The organism is Mogibacterium diversum (assembly GCF_938028775.1).
GTDB lineage: Bacteria > Bacillota > Clostridia > Peptostreptococcales > Anaerovoracaceae > Mogibacterium > Mogibacterium diversum_A.
In genome coordinates this window covers 19,587-36,738 of the sequence record NZ_CALIZG010000008.1, presented here as the reverse complement: position 1 = coordinate 36,738, position 17,152 = coordinate 19,587, and the positions used below count along the sequence as shown (strand labels likewise).

The 17,152-nt window shown below is 39.5% G+C and carries 14 protein-coding genes and 3 tRNA genes; 16 read left to right on the top strand and 1 reads right to left on the bottom strand.

What is annotated here, in order from left to right:
• Nucleotide 1: 1 nt before the first annotated feature.
• From ftsW to Q7O90_RS01735, 16 genes are all read left to right on the top strand, one after another.
• Entirely contained in the window at nt 2-1,219 is a 1,218-nt protein-coding gene (gene ftsW, locus Q7O90_RS01810) for a putative lipid II flippase FtsW (protein WP_304126729.1), read from the top strand.
• Between the two features lie 2 nt (nt 1,220-1,221).
• A complete protein-coding gene (murG, locus tag Q7O90_RS01805; protein ID WP_304126726.1) occupies nt 1,222-2,334 on the top strand; it encodes an undecaprenyldiphospho-muramoylpentapeptide beta-N-acetylglucosaminyltransferase in 1,113 nt (370 codons plus the stop codon).
• An 8-nt stretch (nt 2,335-2,342) separates the two neighbouring features.
• Nucleotides 2,343-3,539: an FtsQ-type POTRA domain-containing protein gene (locus Q7O90_RS01800; protein WP_304126724.1), complete on the top strand. Its 1,197-nt coding sequence runs from the start codon at nt 2,343-2,345 to the stop codon at nt 3,537-3,539.
• 149 nt (nt 3,540-3,688) lie between these two features.
• Nucleotides 3,689-4,831, top strand: a complete 1,143-nt coding sequence (ftsZ, locus tag Q7O90_RS01795) for a cell division protein FtsZ (RefSeq protein ID WP_304126721.1) — start codon at nt 3,689-3,691, stop codon at nt 4,829-4,831.
• On the top strand, nt 4,831-5,676 hold the full coding sequence (locus tag Q7O90_RS01790) for a TrmH family RNA methyltransferase (protein WP_304126718.1): 846 nt from the start codon (nt 4,831-4,833) through the stop codon (nt 5,674-5,676). The genes ftsZ and Q7O90_RS01790 overlap by 1 nt, the downstream gene beginning before the upstream one ends.
• A 36-nt stretch (nt 5,677-5,712) precedes the next feature.
• Complete coding sequence (locus Q7O90_RS01785; RefSeq protein WP_158696652.1) at nt 5,713-6,192, top strand: cell division protein ZapA; 480 nt, start codon at nt 5,713-5,715, stop codon at nt 6,190-6,192.
• The gene (locus tag Q7O90_RS01780) at nt 6,185-8,560 is read left to right on the top strand and encodes an endonuclease MutS2 (RefSeq protein ID WP_304126712.1); all 2,376 of its coding nucleotides are present in this window, start codon (nt 6,185-6,187) and stop codon (nt 8,558-8,560) included. Before Q7O90_RS01785 ends, Q7O90_RS01780 begins: the two co-directional genes overlap by 8 nt.
• Nucleotides 8,561-8,647: 87 nt before the next feature.
• Nucleotides 8,648-9,118 (top strand): DUF523 domain-containing protein, encoded by a 471-nt coding sequence (locus Q7O90_RS01775; protein ID WP_304126711.1) that lies wholly within the window; start codon nt 8,648-8,650, stop codon nt 9,116-9,118.
• 18 nt (nt 9,119-9,136) lie between these two features.
• On the top strand, nt 9,137-10,855 hold the full coding sequence (argS, locus tag Q7O90_RS01770) for an arginine--tRNA ligase (protein WP_304126710.1): 1,719 nt from the start codon (nt 9,137-9,139) through the stop codon (nt 10,853-10,855).
• 11 nt (nt 10,856-10,866) lie between these two features.
• Nucleotides 10,867-12,396: a B12-binding domain-containing radical SAM protein gene (locus Q7O90_RS01765; protein WP_304126707.1), complete on the top strand. Its 1,530-nt coding sequence runs from the start codon at nt 10,867-10,869 to the stop codon at nt 12,394-12,396.
• 46 nt (nt 12,397-12,442) lie between these two features.
• Complete coding sequence (locus Q7O90_RS01760; protein ID WP_304126705.1) at nt 12,443-13,384, top strand: tetratricopeptide repeat protein; 942 nt, start codon at nt 12,443-12,445, stop codon at nt 13,382-13,384.
• A gap of 9 nt (nt 13,385-13,393) precedes the next feature.
• Nucleotides 13,394-14,080: a YwaF family protein gene (locus Q7O90_RS01755; protein WP_304126703.1), complete on the top strand. Its 687-nt coding sequence runs from the start codon at nt 13,394-13,396 to the stop codon at nt 14,078-14,080.
• Nucleotides 14,081-14,179: 99 nt separating this feature from the next.
• Nucleotides 14,180-14,254, top strand: a tRNA-Asn gene (locus Q7O90_RS01750).
• 10 nt (nt 14,255-14,264) lie between these two features.
• Nucleotides 14,265-14,353 (top strand) — tRNA-Leu (locus Q7O90_RS01745).
• Between the two features lie 11 nt (nt 14,354-14,364).
• A tRNA-Met gene (locus Q7O90_RS01740) sits at nt 14,365-14,440 on the top strand.
• Nucleotides 14,441-14,568: 128 nt separating this feature from the next.
• Complete coding sequence (locus Q7O90_RS01735; RefSeq protein ID WP_304126700.1) at nt 14,569-15,495, top strand: hypothetical protein; 927 nt, start codon at nt 14,569-14,571, stop codon at nt 15,493-15,495.
• A 131-nt stretch (nt 15,496-15,626) separates the two neighbouring features.
• Here Q7O90_RS01735 and Q7O90_RS01730 read toward each other — a convergent pair whose 3' ends face one another.
• Nucleotides 15,627-16,742 carry a ribonuclease H-like domain-containing protein gene (locus Q7O90_RS01730; protein WP_304126697.1) on the bottom strand — a complete coding sequence of 372 codons (1,116 nt, stop codon included), beginning with the start codon at nt 16,740-16,742 and terminating at the stop codon, nt 15,627-15,629.
• Nucleotides 16,743-17,152 lie beyond the last annotated feature (410 nt).

Below are 17,152 nucleotides of genomic sequence, written 5' to 3'. Positions count from 1 at the left end.
ATTGAAGAAACCAAGCAATATTAAAAAGTCAAAAAAGAATAACAAGTCTAAAGCGGAAGTTTCCGCTAGGACTAGCAAGCTATCATCGAGTCGTAAGTTCTTTAAAGGAGCGATGAGCAGTTTGTATACGGAAAGTGATTTTACCATACTTTTACTGGTTGCTGCGCTTACCATGTTCGGGGTGGTGATGGTATTTAGTGCGGGCTATTATTCTACACTTGCGAAATCAACGGATGCATATTACTTTCTGAAGAGACAGGTTGCTTTTGCTGTATCAGGCTTTGCTATTCTGCTTGTTTTTTCAAAAGTAGACTATCATTCGTATTCTAAGTATTATAAGCAGATTGCGCTGTTCAGCTTATTGATGCTATTGCTTCTTTTCACACCTCTAGGAGTAACTGTTAATTTCGCGAGGCGGTGGATATTTATAGGACCAATCAGAATTACCCCGAGTGAAATATCGAAGCTAGCCATGATCATCTTTACTGCCACATACCTTGCGGAACATCCTAATAAAGCAAAACAAGGGATTACCGGAATGTCAACTATATTAGCACTTATGGCAGTTCATGCAGCTTTGATTATCAAGCAGCCAAACTTATCTACAGCAATTGTAATCGTGGCCATTATGATTGGTATTCTATTTGTAGGTGGGCTAGCTTGGAAATACATTGTCATTGCGTTTGGTAGCTTGGGTGTTGGTATGGTATCGATTCTGCTGTTCTTTAGGCACACGCATTGGTACTCAAGACTTACAAACTGGATGGATCCATTTAAGGATGCTCAAGGAGAGGGATATCAAGTTTCACAATCCATAATTGCACTAGGAAATGGAGGATTCAAAGGGTTAGGTCTTGGAAATAGTATCTCCAAGAACCTATATCTACCAGAGCCACAGAATGACTTTATCCTAGCGATAATAGGTGAAGAACTCGGTTTCGTAGGAATCTTTATAATGATGATTGTATATCTTGTTCTAATATGGAGATGTATTATGGTTTCATCTAAGGCCAAGGATAAGCTAGGGCTATTCATGGCTGCAGGAATTGCTATTATGCTTGGGCTGCAGGTTATTGTAAATGTGGCTGTTGTAACCGCATCTATGCCAGCAACAGGCATTACATTGCCATTCGTTAGTTATGGCGGTACATCGTTATGGGTGTTCATGGCGTCTATGGGCATAATGCTAAATATATCTAAGCAAGGAAGGGCGAAGTAGAGATGAGAGTAATTTTAACTGGGGGAATCACGGGTGGACATATTTATCCTGCACTAGCGATTGCAGATCAATTCAAGGAAATCGATAGGGATGCAGAATTCCTTTACCTCGGTTCTGATGAGGGTATGGAACGCTATATCGTACCCAAATACGGATATGACCTAAAGTATATAGACTCCAGATGGTTTGATAGAAGCAGTCCTCTTAAGCTCGCTAAGACACTTTTCAAAAATGAATGGGGAAAGAGACAGGCGATTAACGTAATGAAGCAGTTTAAGCCTGATTTTGTTGTAAGTACGGGCAGTTTTGTAAGTGTACCGGTAGTGCTCGCAGCTAAAGCCCTTAAGATTCCCGTTTATATTCATGAGCAAAACGCTTATCCTGGTGTCGCAAACAAGCTACTTTCTAAGTATGCTAGAATAGTGTTTCTAGGGTTTGAGGCAGCAAGGAAGTACTTCCCTAGTGAGAAGGTAGTATATACAGGGAATCCAGTTAGAAACGAATTTGGAGAGCAAGACAGAGACCTTGCCCGTTCTGAACTAGGCATCGCACAGGATGATTTTGTTGTCTTGATTTTTGGAGGCAGTTTAGGTGCCGAAACTATTAACGACATCGGCCTCGCGATAATAAACAAATATGGAGATGATAGAAATGTAACTATCCTGTTCGGCACAGGAAAGGACTATTATGAACATGTCGATAATAGACTAAAAGTTGGCGGCAAGGAAGTACCTGCAAATGTCAGATTGATGCCATATATATCTGAGATGGCAAAGATGCTGTCTGCAAGCAACGTAATCATCTGTAGATCAGGTGCACTTTCAACAGCAGAAGTAACTATGGCTGGACGAGCAGCTATTTTTATTCCATCACCAAATGTAACGGGTGATCATCAATATTACAATGCGAAAGCCGTGGCTGATAACGGTGGGGCCGTCCTTATCACTGAAGACGGTGATGTAGAGCTCAGGGTGCTCAATGCATTAAAAGCTCTTAGAACAGATGGCGCTCTTTTAGAGGAGATGGAAGAAGGAAGCTATAAATCAGCACCTGTTGATGCTGCAAAAATAATTTGTGAAGAGATAATTAGTGACGTAAAAGCTAGACGAAGATAGGGGTTTCAATGAAAAAGGATAAGAGCACTAAGCCTGAACTGAGTAAAGAAGAATACCTTAAATCGCTTTTTAACGGTGCTAAAGATGAACTGGAAGCATATATAGTGTCTAATGATCAGTTAGCTGCTAACGAAGAACCAGAGCAGGCTGACAATGAAGATGAAAAATCAGAAAATAAGAATGAAGCAGATATACAAAACGATCTGGAAATCGATTCTGAGCTAGGGACACCGAGTGTTTCTAATACCAATAATGGTACATATACACCTGAGAACTTCGATAATGATGGAAGTGATAATAATCAATCTTTAGAGGATCCTTCATTGGAAAGAGAGACATCTGACGCAGGGCTTTCACAGAATAATGGAAGCGAAAAGCCTGACGAAAAAGAGTCTAATGTAAATGAAGAAATAGAGAGCCAAGCTGATAGAAAAACAAAATCAAACATTGATGATATAGAGAAACGCCGGATGAAGCGCAAAAGAAAGCTTAAAATGCCAGGTTTTTTTACGAGAATCTTTATCATTCTAGGGGTTATAATTGCAGTTATAGCGTTTTCTTTATCAAGCTTCTTTACAGTAGATACAATTGATGTTCAAGGCAATAAATACTTTACCGATGAAGAAATTTCAAATATGGCGCATGCTAGTACAGGGCAGAACATCATTTACAAACTTAATAAAGGGAATATGCTTAATTATCTCGAAAAAAACCCATACATAGAGGAAGCCAGAGTTTATAGAAAGTTGCCGAGTACAATTGTTATAAATGTAAAAGAGAGAATTCAGATTGCTGCCCTGACTTATGGAGATAAGTTCCTGATAATAGACAATAAGGGCACGCTACTGAGAATGACTAAAACAAAGCCGAAGCTAACAATTGTCACAGGGTTTAAGGTTAAAAAGGTTAAGCTTGGAGAGACTGTAGAGGTTAATAGCCCAGATTTATTCAAAGAACTATTATCTCTTCTAAAATCTATGGAAGCAGGGGATGTTTACTTCACTAAAATAAATATCACAGAACTCTTTATAACAGCAAATGTATATGATTCTCTAGTTGTAAAGAGTAAATATAAGGACCTTAAAGATAATATCGATAAAGGACGACTACATAAAGTGCTCGATGAACTATTCAAACGAAATATTAAGCGCGGTACAATTACAATTTCGTCCGACGGGTATGCATCATTTACACCTGAACTCTAAAATGACAAATATTAATTATTTGTTAATCAAAAACAACAAAAAACCATGTATTTTGTGGTATGAATGCAAAAAAGAACCGTATATATAGTGCATTGTGTGATTCAATATGATATTATTAGTTAGATTTAGTCGATAATAGGAGGGGCTTTATGATGGAATTTGTTTCAGACTTCGTATCCAGCACTGATAATGCTGCGATTATCAAAGTCGTAGGTGTAGGCGGCGGCGGTTGTAACGCCATCAATAGAATGGTTGACGAGAATCTTCAAGGTGTAACCTTTATTGCGGTTAACACTGATAAGCAGGCTCTTGCAAAATGCAAAGCTGAAGTAAAGATTCAGATAGGAGAAAAGTTAACTGGAGGTCGTGGTGCAGGTGCTAATCCTGAAATTGGTCAGAGAGCAGCTGAGGAGACCCTAGAGGAGATTTCAGGTTATCTGCAGGATGCAGATATGGTATTTGTAACTGCTGGCATGGGTGGTGGAACTGGCACAGGTGCTGCGCCAATTATTGCTAAAGCTGCGATGGACTGTGGCGCGTTAACAGTTGCAGTAGTTACTAAGCCGTTCTCGTTTGAAGGTAAGAAGCGTTGGAACAGAGCGACAAAGGGTATACAGTATCTGACTAATTTTGTCGATTCTCTTGTTATCATTCCTAACGATAGACTTATAGATTCAAGCGAAAAGAATACAACGATGCTTGAGGCATTCTCAATGGCTGACGATGTACTAAGACAGGGTGTACAGGGTATTTCTGATCTTATTTCTGAATACGGAATCGTTAACGTTGACTTTGCGGATGTTAAGACGATTATGGAGGGCAGAGGAGTTGCTCACATGGGAGTTGGCATCGGTACAGGGGACAACAGAATTGAAGATGCAGTCAGAAATGCTATCGAGAGTCCTCTTCTTGAGACATCAATCGATGGAGCTAGATCCATACTTCTATATGTTTGTGGTGGATATGATATGGGTATGCAGGATATCAGCAAGATTGCTAGCAAGATTCAAGACGAGGCTGATCTTGATGCTAACATCATATTTGGAGCTACAGTCAATGAGAACATGAACGATAAAGTGTCTATTACGCTTATCGCAACTGATTTTACAAGCGGTGGGCTTTCCGCTCCAATTAATGAGGCTCCTGAAGTTGCATCACCTAGTGTTCGTGGAACGCGTGTTAATGTCGATGGACTTGAAGGTCAGATCGTTGACATGAGTGACTTCATGAAGGAAGACCATAAGGACAATAGCGGATCATCTGACTTTGATGTTCCTGATTTCCTTAAGTAGTGGAAGCTTATAACGAATATGGCAGGAAGACTAATGAGTCTTATCGATTCATTAGTTCACCTGACAATGATAAGATACGCCTTATTAATAAACTTGGTAGAAAAAAATACCGTGATAAACATGGTGAATTCGTTATTGAAGGAATCAATCTTGTAAGAGCGGCACTAAGTAAAGCGCAGCATATAAAACTCGTTCTCATATCAGATGATTTTGATTACAGAGAGATTGCTGATGAGCTAGCTGAAGGCGTTGAATATCGCGATATATACCTGATTCCACGCTATCTATTTGATAAGATAAGCGATGCGGAAAATGGATCTGGGATTATTGCGGTCGTTGATAAAATCTCCTATAGGCTGGATGCCATAGACAGTTTAAAATCTATTGGCACAAATAACATTCTCGTGCTAGATAGACTTCAGGATCCAGGCAATATAGGCACTATGATTAGGACTGCTGTTGCGACAGGCTATTCAATTGTTGCGACGATAAAGGGTACCGCAGATATCTTTTCGCCTAAGGTGCTTCGAGCATCAGCAGGAATGATATTCGGAATATCTGTTGTGGAACTCGATGATGTTGATGAATTAAAGACTTTAACGACCGTACTTGATAAGAAAATTGTAGTCACAGATCCAAGAGAAGGGTGTCCTTATTATGAGTGTAACCTTGAAAAGGATATAGCACTTATTATAGGAAATGAAGGCAATGGTATCAGTGACGAGGTCATGGAATGTTCCGACGTCCGTGTGACTATACCAATGCAAGGTGAAGTTGAGTCGCTTAATGCAGCGATATGTGCTTCGATACTTATGTACGAGGCGGTAAGGGCTGCTGAGGGATAATACGGATACAACGTTTATAGCAGAATGGAGTATATTATGGAAAAATGCAAAGCAGACGTTACAATCTGTGGCAACGACTATGTCCTATCTGGAGATAAGAGCGAGGATAAGATTAAGGAAATTGCTAAGTACGTAGACGATGAGCTTAGACATACCAGCAAGATGCTTAATAGCAATCCGAATTACAGAAGTGCAGTTTTGACAGCTATCAACTTAGCTGAGAAACTCATGGATAATAGTGATTTGTTGCTTAAGCTGCAGACTGAGAATCATCAGCTTGATAACGATGTTAAGCACTATATCTCACTCTGGGAGGATGCTAAGCTACAGGTATCTGATCTGAAGGATAAGATGACAACTGCGTCAGATATGAATGTTCAGGAGAGTGAGAAGTATAAAGCTCTAGAGACTAAGTGTTCGGAGCTTGAAAGTGCTTACTTTGATCTCCAGATGGAGAATACTAATCTCAAGAACGAAATTAGGAACTTACAGAAGTTCAGAGGCGAGAATGAATAAGAAGGTTTTAAATCTTCTGGAGTACAACAAAATAATAGACCTTCTTTCCGCTCAGGCTGGGTCAGAACTTGCGCGAGAGCGTATTAAAGGATTTGCGCCTATGTCTAATATGCGGATGGTTAAGGAAGCATTAACGGAAACTACGGAAGCAGTTTCCGTTATTCTATATAAAGGCAGTATTCCGGTTGGAGAAATTGGGGATATCAGAGGGCTGCTAGATATTGTACGCAAGGGCAGATCTCTCTCGATGAGGGAGCTTCTTGCTATCAATCGCAGCCTAGCTGGTGCAAGGGAAGTTAAGGACTTCCTATCTTATGATGTCCCTGAAATCCCAATGATTAGTGAGATAAATTCGCTAATTGTTCCAAATACCAAGCTGGAGAGCGAGATAAACCGCTGCATACTGTCTGAAGACGAGATGGCAGATAATGCATCGCCAGAATTAAATAAAATCAGGCGAGAAATCAGGAATAAAAATGAGAGTATACGTCGAAAAATTGATAGCTACACTAGTGCAGGAAACAACAATTCATACCTTCAGGATTCAATAGTAACTTTAAGGAATGGCAGATACGTAATACCTGTTAAGCGAGAATATAGCAGCAAGGTGCCTGGTCTCATCCACGACCAGTCTAAAACAGGTGCTACGTTCTTTATTGAACCACAAGCTGTAGTAAGTCTTAATAATGAACTTAGAGAACTGGAATTAGCCGAGCAGCGAGAAATTGAGCGAATCCTTCAGGTGCTATCAGACCGAGTAGGAGAGCATTATAACGAGCTCAAAAATAATCAAGAACTGCTAGTGAAACTGGACGTTATAAATGCAAAGGGGCGTCTTGCGGTTAAGATGGATGCGACCGCTCCAAAACTGAATCAAGACGGGTTTCTCTATATTCGTGCGGGTAGACATCCACTGCTCGATACAGAGAAAGTGGTGCCGATTGATATAACTCTAGGTGATGGATATGATTCACTTCTGATTACTGGACCTAATACAGGCGGTAAGACTGTAACTCTTAAGACTATTGGATTATTCATACTTATGACAGAGTCTGGTCTACACGTTCCGTGTTATGAAGAGAGCAATATTCCGATATTCAAGGAAGTTTATGCGGAAATTGGGGATGAACAAAGTATCGAAAATAATCTGAGCACATTCTCCTCTCATGTGCTCAATACTGCAAACATTATTGCAAATGCAGACAAAGAGTCGCTGGTACTACTCGACGAAGTGGGCTCTGGAACTGATCCCGCTGAGGGAGCAGCGCTTGGCGTCGCTATGCTTGAAGCCTTGAAAGAAAAAGGTGCACATATCGTTGCGACCACCCATTATACGGAGCTCAAGAAATATGCACTTTCTACGGATGGCGTTGAAAATGCATCGATGGAGTTCGATATGGATGCACTTGCACCGACATATAGGATTAAAGTTGGACTTCCTGGAAAGTCTAATGCATTTGAAATTTCGAGAAAACTCGGCCTTGAACCTAGTATTATCGATAGAGCGATATCTCTGATGAATGAAAGTGATATCGAGTTTGAGGGTGCTGTATCAAGAGTAGAGGAAGATCAAAAGGAAGTTATTATAGCGCTTGAAAAAGCCCGCATCAAAGCAACAGAAGCGGAGAAAAAACTTAAGGAAGCGGAGGAAAAGCTTGCGAAAGCAAAGGAAAGCAAACATAAGATAATTGAAGAAGCTAAGGAAGAGGCTCGTGCTATAATCAGTGATGCAAATAGGACTGTCAAGGAAGTGAGTAAGGAGCTCAGAAAGGCAGCTAAGGATGGCAGGAATAATTCTTCTGCTGTTGTTGCAGAGAGTAAGCGTAAACTCAGAGAGAAATCAATTGAAAATGCTGTTGCTCCACGCAAGATTAAGAATTTAAACGTTCCAAGGGCGGATGATTTGAAACCTGGAACTAGAATCAAGTTACTTAAGCTCGATCAGAATGGTGAAGTTGAAACATCGCCTGACTCATCTGGGAACCTGACAGTGAGAATCGGAGCACTCAAGATGGGTGCAAAGATTAAGGATGTTATGATTATCGAGAATAATAAACCTGGCACAAAAGAACGTAATCGTAGGAGCTACGCCAAGATGAATACATCAAAGGCAAAGACAATATCACCATCTATCAATGTGATAGGGAAAAGCCTTGACGATGCGGAACTTGAAGTTAGCAAGTATATAGACGATGCTTTTTTATCAGGTATAAATGAAGTGCAGATTGTGCACGGCAGAGGTGAGGGAATACTTCGTAATGGCATCAGGAATATGCTTAAAAGAAATGGCAACATCAAGTCTGTATCAGGCGCTTCATATGATCAAGGTGGAGAAGGCGTAACTGTGGTCACCTTTATAGACAAATAATGACCTTTGCTCCTTTTTATAGGTTACTAAAATGCTGATTTTGATATATAATTAATTGATTAAAGTATTATTCTGGAGATTTTGTAAATGTTCGTCGTTAGCAGCTGCCTTCTAGGCAATAATTGCAAGTATAATGGTGGTAATAACTATAACGAGGAAGTTGTTGAATTCTGCCGTACCCACGAGTTTGTTTTAGTATGCCCAGAGACTTCGGGTGGGCTAAAGGCACCGAGAATGCCAGCAGAGCAACGGTACATAAAGGCTTCTGATGGGAATTTGGAAATTCGTGTAATAGATAAGGAAGGTAACGATTTAACAGATAATTTCCATAAGGGTGCGGTTGTTTCACTAGAGTTAGCCCTTAAGCAGGCTGATGAGCTAGGTGAAGAGATAGAAGGAGCTATACTCAAGGCTAATAGCCCATCGTGCGGTAGTGACCATATCTATGATGGAACATTTACAGGAACCCTGATTTCTGGGGATGGCATCTTTGCCAATCTTCTCAAGAAACGAGGGATACCAGTTATGAGTGAGAATAATTTTAAAGAGAAGGTATAAAGAGGAGAAGTCCGAGTAATGATCGACTATAAGGTACAGATTGCACAAATTATTGCTAAGCAGGAAATTGGGTTAACTGCCGAAGAAATTGCCGAAATGATTGAGGTTCCGACCGATCCTAAAAATGGTGATTTTGCATTTCCTTGCTTTAGATTAGCGAAGACGATGAGAAAAGCTCCGCAGATGATCGCTGCTGATGTTGCATCGTCAATCGAAAATGAATCTATCTTTGATAAGGTTGAACATGTCAATGCATATGTGAATATGTTTATCTGTAAGGATGCGTTTGTGCGAAATGTCGTTTCGGAAGTTGTTTCCCTCGGATGTGAATACGGTAAATCTAATGTTGGCGAAGGGAAAACGGTAATAGTAGAGTTCTCATCACCTAACATCGCTAAACCATTCCATATCGGACACATCAGAAGCACGGTTATCGGAAATTCAATCTACAAGCTGTATGATGCCACTGGTTATGATGTTGTTAGAATCAACCACCTCGGAGACTACGGTACACAGTTTGGGAAGATGATTGTTGCTTATAGACTTTGGGGAAGCGAGGAAGAACTAGAAAAGAATCCTATAAAATCACTTCTTAAATACTATACGAAGTTTCATGAAGAAGCTGAGAAGGACCCTAGCCTAGACGATAAGGCTAGAGAGACTTTTGCCAAGCTAGAGAACGGTGAACCCGAAGAGGTTGAGCTATGGAAAAGATTTAGAGAGCTAAGCCTCGAAGAGTTTAGCAGGGTTTATAAGATGCTTGACATCGATTTTGATTCATATGCAGGTGAGAGTTTCTATTCTGACAAGATGCCAGCAGTTCTGAAGGAGTTAAAGGATAAGAACCTTATGCACGAATCGAGAGGTGCTCAGATAGTAGACCTCGAAGATTACGATATGCCTCCAGCTGTTATCACGAAGTCTGATGGTTCGAGTCTCTATGCGACTAGAGATATTGCGGCTGCTATTTATAGAAAGCAGCACTACGATTTCTACAAGAACATCTACGTAGTAGCAACACAGCAAAATCTCCACTTTAAGCAGTGGAAACAGGTCCTAGCTTTGATGGGATATTCATGGGAAAAGGATTGTATCCACGTTCCATTTGGTCTAGTAAGCCTTGAAGAAGGCACGATGTCTACTCGCAAGGGGAGAGTGGTATTCTTAGAGGATGTGCTTAATAAAGCCGTTGAGAAGACTAGAGAGATAATCTCGGAGAAGAATACCAGTGGTATTGATATCGATGAGATTTCTAAAGAAGTAGGGATTGGCGCAGTTATATTCCAAGAACTGTCTAACAACAGGATTAAAGATTATGTATTTTCATGGGATAAAATTCTTAATTTCGATGGTGAGACAGGACCTTATGTTCAGTATACACATGCTAGAGCATCTAGCGTCCTAAGAAATGCATCGCAGCAGGAACTAGACAGGATTAAGAGTTGTGATATAAATGATTTTAACTACGTAACATCAGATAGTGCTTATGAGCTAACTAAGCTGATATATAGGGTGCCAGAGGTTGTAAGAGAAGCTGCAGCTAAGTATGAACCATCAATTCTTACGAGACATCTTATAGACATCGCACAGAGCTTTAATAGGTTCTATCATGATGAACATATTTTAGTGGATAATGAGGAAGAGAAAGTTGAAAAGCTAGCGCTAGTATACGCCGCAAAGGTTACAATTGCCAACTGCTTAGCTATTTTGGGTATAAAAGCGCCAGATAAAATGTAGGGGAGACAACGATGAAGCTATTGCTCAGCACAGTCAAGACAGATTGCTTTGATTCAAAGCTAGCACTCAAGAACATGTATAATGTCGTTGGGAACGCACCGTTAGAGGTGACTCTCAAGGAATTTGAATTGTGTGAAAATGACCAGAGGATTTATGAAGAATTGCTTGATAAGAAGTACAGTATCCTGTATTTCCATGCTGATGAAATCAATGAATCCAAGATAGTGCACATTTGCGAGATGATTAAGAAGGCTATCCCAAGCTGTATTACAATTATCGGTGGCAAGGAAGTGAGTTTTGAGACTCGTGAATTCATGCTAGCACATCCAGAGGTGGACTACGTTTTCCGCGGTGAAGGCGAGAAGGTTTTGTTTGACTTCGTGCGTTCGATTATCACGTATAGTTTTAATTTTGAGAGCATAGATGGACTAGCTTATAGGGAGAATGATGAGATTCTTGTAAATAAGATTGGCGAGCCGATTCGTTATGAAGATATTCCGTTTGCATATGACAAGTTTGAAGTTCAGGAAGGTGAGACGGTATATTACGAATCGTCTAGAGGTGTTCCAGATACTTGCCACTATTCTCAGTACATGCCAGGTGTGTCTCTGCGTTCCTTATCACTAAACAGAATTTGTAATGAACTCAGATACTTCCTCGTCAAGAGAGCATGCAGAGTTGAGTTTGTAGAAAAATGGTTTAACTATGATGTTTCCAGGGCCTATAGAATTTGGGAATATCTTATTAACAATGATAATGGGTTTACGTCGTTCTCGTTCGATGTGAATGGTGATTTGCTAGATGAAGAAACGGTTGAGCTACTTAGCGAGGCGAGAGAAGGTTTATTCCACTTCAATATAGATATCGAGAGCACCAATGCAGTTGCACTAGCGGCAGCCGGGCGTAAGGAAAATATATATCAGCTTATGTATAACGTATCTAAACTTTTGCAGAACAGCAAGGTTAATGTAAGGGTTATACAGCGAGTAGGGCTACCAGGTGAGACGATAGAATTATTTGAAAGATCGTTTAACAAGATATATAACCTAGGGGCTGATGAGTTTGACATAGAAGTTCTTCGCATTAAGAAGGGGACGATGTTTAGGCAGAAAGCTGATGAGTTTGGCTATGAATACAGCAGAGAATACCCTAATGAAGTCATAACTAATGATTACATTTCAGCTGCTAATATAGTTAGAATCAAGCTAGTTGCTGAAACGGTGAAACGTTTTGAGCGTGGCTTTGAAGATTCTATCGGCAAGATATTGTTCGATGCTGGCATGAAGCCATTCGCATTTTTCGATGGACTTACGTCATTCATAATGGAGAATGATCTTACATGCAAGCTAGGCAAAGAGGAGAATCTTTATAGGGTTCTTTATACGTATGCTGCAGAGATATATGATAAGAATGAGGATACGCTGAAGCTACAGGTGCTTCAAGAAGTGCTACACAGCGATATGAACAACAATGTTTCGCAAGATGTGATTAGAAGACTAGAACGTAAAGGTTGGGAAATACATGTCAAAGCAAAAAGCTAAACAAGATCGCATCGCAAAATACCTCCAGAATTTAAATGGAGGTATTTTGTTTGATGAACTATCAGACAAATACTTAAAAGAGGCAGGAGTATTTGAAATACTTCACAGCATTCCTGTTCCTATTGCAGCTGGAGTGAGTGACGAGCTTACAACACTGACAATAGCTTTTGGTATGGCAAGAGTAATCGGAGCAGATACCAACTTTAAATATAAGGATAACTACATAGCCTATATTAAACATATATTCGGAGAAGAAGCGAGTAAAGCGCTTATTGCAGAGGGTGCCAAGTATGGTCAATCTGAAAACTACGATGTTGCTGCGATGTTCTTTAGAGCAGTGCTGATATTTGATCCTAAGTCGCGGGATGCACTTTACCTATACGGCAGGGCTTGTAAGGATGCATATGAACAAGAAGATGAAGATGAATCTTATATTGGAAGTTTTAAAGCCGAGTCACTCGAAATATTTGAACTTCTAACTATGATCCATCCAGATTTTGCTATGGGCTACTACTTCCTTGGTTATGGATATGCGAACATGGGACTATATACTAAGGCCGATCTTACTTGGAAATCATTTATAGAACTGACAGCAGCCTCTGGAGATCCTGAAATTGAAGAGCTTCGTAGTGAGATTTCCGAGAGATTGGACACACTCGAAGAACCAGTGAAGATAGAGGAGGGGGTAAACTGCGTACTTAGCGGAGACTATTTAGGAGGTCTTGAGATCCTATCTAGATACAAGGATGGAAATTATCGTGATTGGTGGCCTCTATGGTACTACATGGCGGTATGTGCAGCATCTCTAGGTGAAGCAGAGTCAGCGATTGATTATTATAAGCAGGCGCTGATTTATACTCCTAGTAATACAGATATTATGGAGGAACTAGCCTCGGTTTATACTGCGATAGGAGATCAGGTAAATGCTTCTAAGTATTTAAATAAGGTCGATATAGTTAAGAATAATATAGAACAAGAAAATTTCTAAGGATTGGGAATGCAACATTTTTTTAGATATACTTTAGATGGTGATCCACACTTAAACATGAAACTGATTTATTCGGGGCTTGTTATCGCAATAATTATTGCATATAGATTTAGAAAAAATGATAAATTGCTGAAAGTATTGCTAGCAACCAATGTGCTACTTCAGATTACATTATTTATCTGGTACCTGGGTTATAAAGAGCTTTTTATAATGGAAGGGCTTCCTTTATATCACTGCAGGATTGCTGTGCTTATGATGGCAGTGGGATATGTAGCAAAGAAGCCGGTGATTTCTAGGTACTTTGCGTGGCTTGGAATAATAGGAACCATAATAGCGTTTGGCGTACCGGATCCATCTGACTATTTGTGGCCGCATCTAACTAATATTACATTCATATGCACTCATTATCTAATCGCTATGAGTTCACTTATTATTATTTCTAGGAATGAAGTAAAGCTAAATTTTAGAGATGTAGTATTGATTACATTTATTATGAATTTAGTGATTATGATTGCAAATACGATTCTTGGAAGCAACTATAGTTACTTGATGAAATTGCCTCCAGCACTTCCTATTAAAGTTAATAAGTACATTATATTCACGATAATGACTATACTTCTAATAATTGGTGAAATGCTTCTCGATAAAATATCTGTGGCAAAAACGAATAAGGGTGTAAGCGACCTAAGTGAATAGTTACTTAGGTCGCTGTAAAAGCACGATATTTACATAAAACCGCTTGACAGCCTAATATGTGTAGTGTAAAATAAGGAAGTCGCAAATGCGGGATGATGTTCCGAGGTAGCTCAATGGCAGAGCAACCGGCTGTTAACCGGTAGGTTGTGGGTTCGAGCCCCACCCTCGGAGCCATTGAATTTGTGCCGGAATGGCGGAATTGGCAGACGCCCGGGACTTAAAATCCCGTGAGAAGTGATTCTCGTACCGGTTCGACCCCGGTTTCCGGCACCAATTATAGATATCGCGGGGTAGAGCAGTTGGTAGCTCGTCGGGCTCATAACCCGGAGGTCGCAGGTTCAAGTCCTGTCCCCGCAACCAACGAAAAGTAACGACTTTGGAGTAATCTGAAGTCGTTTTTTATTATTAAAATAATTGTTGTTTAATATCCTGTTTTCTGATAAGATAATCTACTTTGCAGTTATAGCGTGCATGTGAGGTCTTCTTGGATGAACAATAAAACTATTAATAAACATTATGTCTATGGTAAGTATGAAGATAAGCTTCTTGATTTAATGGCTGAAGGAAATGCCGATTTTGTTCAAGCTGATAAACTTATAGCATTGGGAGCAGATATCAATGCAAGTGGTGATAATAACGATGAAAATATCCTGTCATATATTATTCTCGAATATCGGATGAATCATAGAAAGAACGTTGGTAAGAAGCTATATAAAATTGTTGAATATTTTTTGGCAAAAGGTTTTGATGTTAATAAAAATGATGGCCAGTATGGAGCATCATGTTTAGAATCCTTAATATTTGCGACCTTTGATTCATATACTATAGATTTGGCAAAACTTCTTCTCGATGCAGGTGCAAGAAATGTTTCTTATGATGACAAGCGTGGCTATGATACACTTCAAGATTGGCTTTCTACAGAGAGTAGTTTTCAAAGATTGTGCTGTGATGACGAACATTTATCAAATATTTTTGAATCAATATATCAAGTATTCGAAGCCCAGAAGAATGGGAGAGATTATCATGGTGTCGATTGGTATGGAAAAGCAACTGACCAGCATATATGTAAAGTATATGCTGAATGTTCTCATTATAGCGATTATACGTGTAACCTTTACTATGAAAACAAGCAAGAGAGCCTTCAGTTTTCAGACACAATCTATATGATTCTTGATGAAGGAGTTCTGATAATAGAACCAAATCTTGTGATGTGGATGGATAACAATCTGCCTGATAAAACAGTCTTAGATGTTTCAGATAAATTTAAAGGTATTCTAGGATTTAAAATAGAAGATATTACTTTTAAAAGAAATGACTTTAAAATAGAATCAAGAGGATATCGAAATCCTACTGTTTCATTACACCTCGAAAAAGAGAGAAAGATAGAGTTAAGTCTAAAATACAATCTTGAGTAACGATTTATTTATATAAACGTGTAAGTAAAAAGTATGCTGCGGTTGTTGCTGCAGCATGCATTGTTCTATCATTGGGTGAACAAAAATATAACTATTAAAATACACAGTCCTCACAATTTAGTTTATGTGGGTTATACAGTTCTATACAACTGAGTGCTGATAAGAATCGAGAGCAGGTTGATCTCTCGGTTCAATTCCGAACCTTCATTTACTAGGAGCAGATAGTCGTTGATCAGGTTATCAGAATCCTTTAATAGGTGGGCACATTTAATTTGGGTATTATCACCAGAAGATTCCGCATCTAATAGTATTTTTCTGATATCAAGGAACTGAGAGTTTTCGTGCTTCTCGAGTGGAACTCTAATCTGATATGAGCAGTTTTCTTTGATGAATTCAGCACTAATAGATGATGCTGTTTCAGGAAAGAAATTAGCGTTTATTGCGAAATCGGTATTATCGGAGAGCTTGTGCGGCGCACGGAGCTGCCTGCCCGCAACGGTCAGGCAGCCGGCGGCGAGCCTCGGTCTTGCTGTCAGCTCGCCGCCAGCAGACGGGAGCCCAGCTCCCGTCTGCGCCAGCGCCGCGTCCAAGCGGTGGTTCGAAACAATAGGCGCCATATTTACATCATGAATTCCAGCCCCGTTAAAGCCAGCACACCCATTATCGCCTTCGCTGAGCACGGCGCCAAAATTGTTTCGACCGATTATATTGAACAGATGACAGAGCTGCAGGACATCCTCACGGTTATGCGTGAGGATTATCTTTTCTATTACAGAATCCTGATTAATAGCATATTCGGCAAACAGCTTGACGCTTTCTCGTCCAGATATTACATCTTTTCGATTTGAACTGATTCCAAAGTGCTGCTCAACATTCTTTTGACTTAACGAACCAATCTGTGATTTAAGGCCAGTATTCGATCTTATGAAATTATATAAATCAAATTCATACATATTTAAAACATAAGGGAGATTTTTCGTTGCAAGTCGCTGCTTCATGAATGGAATGTCAAATGAGGCCCCATTATATGTGATTAAATAATCGACACTTTCATCTTTAAGAAAATCCATAGTAGCCATAATTACGCGGTCTTCTTCATATGGATTTTCAGCAAGGAATTGAGTTATGGTTATGCCTTTGCTATCTGGTATAAGACAAGCTGTCATAATGATTTTATTTCCGCGCTGTGCGGAGAGGCCGGTTGTTTCAATATCAAATATGCATGGCTTTAGTCCGCCGTGATACAAATCGAATATTTGTCCTGAGTAAATATAAGTGTTGTAAGATCTCGTAAATTTTTTCATGTCTTTATTTTTAGTTATGCCAAAAACTGGCATATAAGTGCTTATTAAGAAATATAATAATATCTAAATCTGTCATTAATTGAAATGATATCTGCTATGTTTTATTACTATAATTCATTAGCACAAAAAAGTAAAACAGACTACAGGGGAGTAGTCTGTTTTGTAAAAAGGGTATTGGGACTAGAGATTAAGAGATTGCCAGGGAGACAATCTCTATAAATGATTATAGTCGCTCTTTGTACATTTTGCAATACTTAATGTGATAATAATTATACTAGTAACATAATTAATATTTTTAGTGAATGATTATTCGATTGGTTTATGTGATGAAAGGCGGATTTTATAATAGCAAA

Coding starts and splice junctions, on each gene's coding strand:
- Q7O90_RS01780 (WP_304126712.1), top strand. CDS start 6,185: ATGAATAAGAAGGTTTTAAATCTTCTGGAGTACAACAAAATAATAGAC.
- Q7O90_RS01765 (WP_304126707.1), top strand. CDS start 10,867: ATGAAGCTATTGCTCAGCACAGTCAAGACAGATTGCTTTGATTCAAAG.
- Q7O90_RS01800 (WP_304126724.1), top strand. CDS start 2,343: ATGAAAAAGGATAAGAGCACTAAGCCTGAACTGAGTAAAGAAGAATAC.
- Q7O90_RS01735 (WP_304126700.1), top strand. CDS start 14,569: ATGAACAATAAAACTATTAATAAACATTATGTCTATGGTAAGTATGAA.
- murG (WP_304126726.1), top strand. CDS start 1,222: ATGAGAGTAATTTTAACTGGGGGAATCACGGGTGGACATATTTATCCT.
- Q7O90_RS01755 (WP_304126703.1), top strand. CDS start 13,394: ATGCAACATTTTTTTAGATATACTTTAGATGGTGATCCACACTTAAAC.
- ftsZ (WP_304126721.1), top strand. CDS start 3,689: ATGATGGAATTTGTTTCAGACTTCGTATCCAGCACTGATAATGCTGCG.
- Q7O90_RS01775 (WP_304126711.1), top strand. CDS start 8,648: ATGTTCGTCGTTAGCAGCTGCCTTCTAGGCAATAATTGCAAGTATAAT.
- Q7O90_RS01785 (WP_158696652.1), top strand. CDS start 5,713: ATGGAAAAATGCAAAGCAGACGTTACAATCTGTGGCAACGACTATGTC.
- argS (WP_304126710.1), top strand. CDS start 9,137: ATGATCGACTATAAGGTACAGATTGCACAAATTATTGCTAAGCAGGAA.